This window comes from Pseudoalteromonas sp. MER144-MNA-CIBAN-0113, from assembly GCF_040308965.1.
Taxonomy (GTDB): Bacteria; Pseudomonadota; Gammaproteobacteria; order Enterobacterales; family Alteromonadaceae; genus Pseudoalteromonas; species Pseudoalteromonas tetraodonis.
Map to the genome: position 1 here is coordinate 1 of NZ_JBEOOG010000116.1, position 6,708 is coordinate 6,708.

At 41.9% G+C, this 6,708-nt stretch carries 3 protein-coding genes and 1 other RNA gene; 3 read left to right on the forward strand and 1 reads right to left on the reverse strand.

What is annotated here, in order from left to right; translation table 11 throughout:
* Positions 1-454: 454 nt before the first annotated feature.
* Genes AAEY57_RS18345 through AAEY57_RS18355 form a run of 3 tightly spaced genes read left to right on the forward strand, consistent with a single transcriptional unit; the run spans position 455 to position 6,137 of the window.
* Complete coding sequence (locus tag AAEY57_RS18345) at positions 455-1,864, forward strand: TolC family protein (protein WP_350608475.1); 1,410 nt, start codon at positions 455-457, stop codon at positions 1,862-1,864.
* Positions 1,861-3,057, forward strand: coding sequence for an efflux RND transporter periplasmic adaptor subunit (locus AAEY57_RS18350; protein WP_350608476.1), 1,197 nt, complete (start codon positions 1,861-1,863; stop codon positions 3,055-3,057). The genes AAEY57_RS18345 and AAEY57_RS18350 overlap by 4 nt, the downstream gene beginning before the upstream one ends.
* On the forward strand, positions 3,054-6,137 hold the full coding sequence (locus tag AAEY57_RS18355) for an efflux RND transporter permease subunit (RefSeq protein ID WP_350608477.1): 3,084 nt from the start codon (positions 3,054-3,056) through the stop codon (positions 6,135-6,137). The genes AAEY57_RS18350 and AAEY57_RS18355 overlap by 4 nt, the downstream gene beginning before the upstream one ends.
* Before the next feature lie 150 nt (positions 6,138-6,287).
* On the opposite strand, the gene ssrS is transcribed toward AAEY57_RS18355, so the two are convergent.
* Positions 6,288-6,471: non-coding RNA, 6S RNA (gene ssrS, locus AAEY57_RS18360), on the reverse strand.
* Between the last annotated feature and the right edge of the window lie 237 nt (positions 6,472-6,708).

The window sequence follows — 6,708 nt, forward strand, 5'->3', positions numbered from 1 at the left end:
GACTTAGCTCAGCTGGTAGAGCAACTGACTTGTAATCAGTAGGTCAACCGTTCGACTCGGTTAGTCGGCACCATTTACAATGTAACTAGAAAAAGAAACTGTAATCAGTAGTCTGTTCAAGTTATTCGTCGACTCGGTTAGTCGGTACCATTTATACAAAGCCTCGCATATGCGGGGCTTTTTTTTCTAAGTTTTTTCTATCCTGCTCTATTTTTCCAGTATGTCATAAACAGTAAGTCCCTCTGTCCTTTTCGTACCGCTTTGAGAACTTTATTCAGCTTTTTTGACTAAAAATTAGATTGTTTATTAGTTTGTGATCAATATGTTAATGATTGGCGTATCTACGGCACTTATAATTTCATCGCAAAGTATGTAATGTTATGTAAAGTCAATTGAGCAACGTTTGCTAAAGTGCTTGAATAACATTCATAAATAGCATTAATCAGGTTTAAACATGATGTGGCAATATAAGCCATCTTTATTGGCAATAAGTATTATGCTGCTAAGTGGTTGTGCGAGTAACTTAAACCCGCAACTACGTGAGCAAGCACCGAATACACTCCCAGAACAGTGGCAACAAACAGCTGTTGAATCAGTAGTTGCTGTCAACGACACATGGTTTAATAAACTTGCTTCACCAACAGTAAAGCAGCTAGTTACTCAAGCGCTAAAAAACAATCAGCAACTATTGCAAAACCGTTTTGATGTAGAAATACAAAAACAGCAATTAATTGTCACCGGTGCCGCTTTATGGCCCAGTTTAGATATTTCAACGCGAGTAGGGCGAAGCAAAGATAATCGTTCGGTTAGTTATAATAACTCAAGCTCTGTATCGTTAGAGTTAGGCTATGAAATTGATTTATGGGGTAAACTCTCTGATGCAAAGCGTAGAGACAACCTCAACTACCTTGCTCAGCAAGCTCGCTATGAGCAAACTAAACAACAGCTTATTGCAGATGTTATAACAAATTGGTTTAACTTAATCAGTGCAGAGCAATTACTTGATTTGTTTAAGCGCAGAGAAGCTAACGCCCAGCAAAACCTTGAGATTATTGAGTCGGGTTATCGCCAAGGTTTAAATGAAGCGTTAGATGTTTATTTAGCTCGCAATGAGTTAAACAATGAACGCTCCCGTATAGCAACCCAAAAAGCAAATTTGACTCAAGCTGCACGTAGCCTTGAGCGTTTATTGGGGGAGTATCCAAAAGGATTGATAGCAGCGAATAACGACCTACCTGTAATTAATGACGACATTCCCCTTGGTTTACCGTCGGAGCTTATTACTCGCAAACCTGCGTTGCGTGCTAGTTGGTATCAGTTATTAGCCAGCGACGCTTCGCTTGCGTATGCGCATAAACAGCGTTTTCCGAGTTTAAATTTAGCGGCTGGTTTAAGCGATAGCACTAACAGGGTAAGCGACTTATTTTCTGCTTCAAGTCTTGCGTGGTCACTTATTGGTAGCATTTCAGCGCCTATTTTTGACGCTGGGCGACTCGCTGCGAACGAGGAAATAGCCAGTTTACAAACGCAAAAGCAAGAGCAAGCCTATCTGCAATCTTTATATGATGCATTTGATGATGTTGAAAATGCTATTACCCAACAACAATCTTTAAAGGCACGCTACCAAAGCACCTTGCAGGCACAAGAAAATGCCTTAGCAGCAGAGCAATTATCGTTTGAACAATATCAAAGTGGTTTAGTGAGCTACACCACCGTATTAGATGCACAAGCACGCTCGTTTGATGCACAAAGTTCACTGATTGAAATTAAAAACCAATTACTCACAAATCGCATTAAATTACATGTTGCTCTTGGGGGCGACTTTGCAAAATCAAGATCCGCACAGGATGAGCAAGCACTATGAAACTCAACAAACAAAAAATAATTGTTCCCGCTGCTATCATTATAGCGACCATTTTTTTGGTGATGTTTATTAAGGGAAACCCGCCTAAAGCATCACGTTTTTCAGCACCGCCAAAAGCAAAAATTAATGTTGCAGTAAAGCCATTACAGTTAATTGACTACCCAGTTGAAATTGATAGTTTTGGTACGGTTAAACCACGAACTCAAAGTATGTTGGTGGCTCAGGTTTCTGGGCTGATTATTGATATAAATGAGCAGTTCCGCGAAGGTGGTTTTTTTGAAAAAGGCGACATGTTACTACAACTGGATGATCGTGATTTAAAAGCGGAAGTTAAATCAGCACAAGCTAATTTGCTCAATGCCGAGCAAAACTTACTAGAAGAGCAAGCGCGAGGCCGACAAGCGCTTACTGATTGGCAACGTTTAGGCAATGAGTCTGAACCGAGTATTTTAGTACTTAGAAAGCCACAGCTAGCAGCAGCCCAAGCACAGGTTTTATCAGCTCAAGCACAGCTAGAAAAAGCACAACTCAATCTTGAGCGCACTAAAATTAAAGCGCCCTATGCTGGACGAGTATTAAACCGCAGTGTCGACCTAGGTCAGGTGGTGTCTAATAACATGCAGTTAGCGACTATTTATGCCACTGACAGTGTTGAAATACGCTTACCAATCAAAAATAAAGATCTGCCTTTTATTAATTTACCAGAGCAATATCGAGATGGTGCTAAAAATCAGCGTGGCTCAGCGGTTAACTTCACTTCTGATTTAATTGGCGAGCAACAATGGCAAGGCCAACTTATTCGTACTGAGGGCGCAATAGATGAAAGTGCTCAGCAATTGTATGTGGTGGCTAAAATTAATGACCCTTATAAATCAACCAGTGATAATCAATACCCAGTGAAAATAGGGCAATACGTTAAAGCTAAAATTAATGGCAAAGTCGCCTCTCAGGTACTCGTTATTCCCAATAGTGCGATATATCAAGGCAGTTATGTTTATGTGGTTGAAAATGGCACACTACAGCGTAAAAATATTGCTTTAGCGTGGCAAAATGCGCTGCAAGGCATTGTAAGTAAAGGTCTTGAAGCGGGTAGTCAATTAGTGCTGACGCCACTGGGGCAAGTGAGTTCAGGTACGCCAGTGCAGATAATGGATGCGACTCCTAAAGCACAAAAACCAGGAGAGCAGCCATGATCGCTTGGTTTACACGTAACCATGTGGCTGCCAACTTATTGCTAATTAGTATTGTGTTGGGCGGCCTATTCAGCCTGTCTTCTAAGTTACCGCTAGAGGTGTTTCCCTCGTTTGTTTCTGATCGTATAAATATTAGTGTAAGTTTACGTGGTTCAACCCCAGAAGATGCTGAAAAAGGGGTCACCATACGAATAGAAGAAGCATTACAAGATCTCGAAGGTATTAAACAAATATCGAGCCGCTCTTCTGAGGGGTCATCACAAGTGAGCGTTGAGGTTGATACTGGCTATGACGAGCGTGAATTGTTAGCGGATATAAAGAGCCGTGTCGATGCCATTAATACCTTTCCAGCCGATGCAGAAAAACCAGTAATAGGGTTAATCCAGCGTAAGCGTGAAGTAATAGCAGTCACTGTTTCAAGTGACTATAACGAAAAAGAAACCCTAGAATATGCAGAGCAAGTCCGTGATGAATTACTGCGTATTCCGGCGATTACCCAAGTTGAACTTAGTGGCGTACGTAATTATGAGCTGGCAATCGAAGTAAGCCAAGATACGCTGCGCCAATACGATTTAACCTTGGCGCAAATATCCAGTGCCATTGCCAATTCAAGTTCTGATATTTCAGCAGGAAACCTTAAAACAGAGGGCGGCGATGTACTTATTCGCTCTAAAGGGCAAGCTTACCGCAAAGATGAATTTGCAAGCATTGTGATAAAAAATCAAGCCGATGGCACTATTATTCGCTTAAGTGATATTGCAACCATTAACGATGATTTTGAAGAAACCCCCGTGCGCACCCGCTTTAATGGCAAACAAGCCGCATTTATCGATGTGTACCGCATTGGTCCGCAAAGTGCAATAGAAGTGGCCGATGCAGTTAAAAACTATATTACCAGTGAGCAAGCTAATTTACCGCAAGGGTTTTATTTAAGCTATTGGGATGATGACTCTGAGGTAGTAAAAAGCCGTATTGCTACCCTAACTAGCAATGCTTTACAGGGGGGTATTTTGGTACTGGGGTTACTGACATTATTTTTAAGACCTGCCATCGCGTTTTGGGTATTTATTGGTATTCCAGTTTCATTTATGGGCGCGTTTATGGCAATGGCCGCCTTTGGCGTGACCATAAATGTGATCAGCTTATTTGGTTTTATATTGGTGCTAGGGATTGTGGTGGACGATGCTATTGTTACCGGTGAAAACGTGTATACCCATTTAAAAACCGCCAAATCGGGCGAAGAGGCTGCTATAAAAGGAACTCAAGAAGTAGCCACGCCAGTTACATTTGGCGTGTTAACCACCGTGGCCGCTTTTTTACCGTTAGGTTTTATAGAAGGCGCACGAGGCGCTATTTTTGCGCAAATTCCGGTGGTGGTTATTCCGGTATTATTGTTTTCATTGATTGAATCTAAATTTGTCTTACCTGCGCATTTAAAATATATCAAACTGCGTCAACAAAAAGGCGAAGGCTCTAAATTGGAACAACTTCAACAGCGTTTTGCAGATGGTTTTGAACATGCCATTTTAAAATATTATCAACCGGTATTGGGGTTAGCACTACGTAATAAATTGGCTACAGTCAGTTTATTTATGGGCGTATTTTTAATTATTTTAACTATGATCACCAGTGGTTGGACTAAGTTTATTTTCTTCCCGCGGATCCCAAGTGAAACTGTACGCGTTAATTTAACTTTTCCTGCAGGCACCCCGTTTGAGGTTACCAATAAATACATTATTGATATGTCAGATAAAGCCAGAGAGCTTCAGCGTAAGTATCAAGATGAAGAAACAGGACAAAGTATTATCCTTAACATTTTAGCCAGCACTGGTGGAAGAGGAGGGGCTGCTAACTCGGGTAGTGTGCGCTTTGAAATCACCCCAGCAGAACAGCGAGAGTCAGATATCGGCTCGCGTGAATTGGTAAAAGAGTGGCGGCAACTGATAGGTATAGTGCCAGGAGCTGAAAGCTTAACATTCAGAGCTGAGATAGGCCGAAGCTCAAACCCTATAGATGTTCAATTATCGGGTAATTCTATTAGCACACTGCAAACTGTTGCTGAGCAAATTAAACAACGTTTAGCGACGTACCCCAGTGTATTTGATATTGCCGATAGCATGTCTGACGGTAAGGAAGAGCTGCAAATAGAGTTAACAGAGCAAGGATTAGCCCTTGGGCTAAATAGGGTTGATGTATCAAGGCAAGTGCGTAACTCATTTTTTGGTGTACAAGTGCAACGCATTCAACGCGGGCGCGATGATGTGCGCGTTATGGTGCGCTTACCTATAGATGAAAGACGCTCAGTTGCTGATTTAAAAGATATATTAATACAAACGCCTAATGGTGGGCGAGTGCCGTTATCGCACGTAGCCACTTTAGTACCGGGTCAAAGCCCATCAACTATTACCCGTATCGACCGTTACCGTACGCTTAATGTATCGGCAGATGTAGAAAAAACCGATACCAATATGACCGTTTTACAAGCCGATTTAAAGGCTTATTTAGATGAGTTAGTTCAACAGTACCCAGGTGTTAGCCACTCCCTTGAAGGCGAAGCGAAAGAGCAGCGCGAATCGTTTGGTTCGTTACTGTGGGGAATGATCTTTGTCTTCTTTGTCATTTATGGATTACTCGCCATTCCCTTTAAATCATACTTACAACCGCTGGTGGTGATGAGTATTATTCCTTTTGGCATGATAGGCGCGGTAATCGGTCATTGGATAATGGGGATGGAGCTTACCATAATGAGCTTACTAGGCATGCTTGCGTTAATTGGTGTGGTTGTGAATGACTCGTTAGTACTGGTTGATTTTATTAATAAGAAGCGCAGTGAAGGGCTCGATTTAATGGAAGCGGTTAAAACTGCTGGCGTAGCGCGTTTTCGACCGGTTATGCTCACTAGTTTAACCACCTTTATAGGCTTAATGCCATTGCTGTTTGAAAAGGCGACTCAAGCGCAGTTTTTAATTCCTATGGCTGTGAGCCTAGGTTTTGGGATTATATTTGCGACCTTTATAACCTTATTACTCGTTCCGGTTAACTATATGCTGATGGAGCGCTTTCAAGGCTGGTTTAAGTAAGTGCAGACTACATAGATAAGTAGAAGTTTCAGGTACTAGTAAGTAAAGCATCGGACTGTAAAAAATTCAGTTCGGTGTTTTTTATAATAACTAGGTGATTAATAAAATAAGGATATAAAAGTAATTGCTGGGGAATTAAAGTTATTGGAGGTGTTCCCCGAGAATGCGGTGCCGGGTGTCAGTCCTGAAACCTTGAGGTTTCAGGGCGGAAATCTGCGGTTTACCGTAGGCTTCTCGGTACATGCCGAGCTTGCACAATAGTAGACGAACAAAAATCCTAGTATAAAATTTATCGGCTCAGGGACTTAACCAAGCTCCTGCACCCCAGGGAACAAATTCAGTATATAAGACATATTCCAATCCTTAAACCCCAAACGTAAAAAATTAAACCGTTCGCTCAGTTTTCCTGCAAATTTAGGGTCTGTTGACCTTTGCGGATTAAAATTCGTTCAAACTAGGGGCGGTTTAATCGCGGCGCGAGGTTTGTAACCTACTGGGCTAAGTAAAAACCGAGCAAAGCTTCCGCGTCCTGCTCACGCCCCTTACCTACATCCCTGTCTCTTGATCACAA

Excerpts from the sequence above, each read along its gene's own strand:
- AAEY57_RS18345 (WP_350608475.1), top strand. The coding sequence starts at position 455 with ATGATGTGGCAATATAAGCCATCTTTATTGGCAATAAGTATTATGCTG.
- AAEY57_RS18350 (WP_350608476.1), top strand. The coding sequence starts at position 1,861 with ATGAAACTCAACAAACAAAAAATAATTGTTCCCGCTGCTATCATTATA.
- AAEY57_RS18355 (WP_350608477.1), top strand. The coding sequence starts at position 3,054 with ATGATCGCTTGGTTTACACGTAACCATGTGGCTGCCAACTTATTGCTA.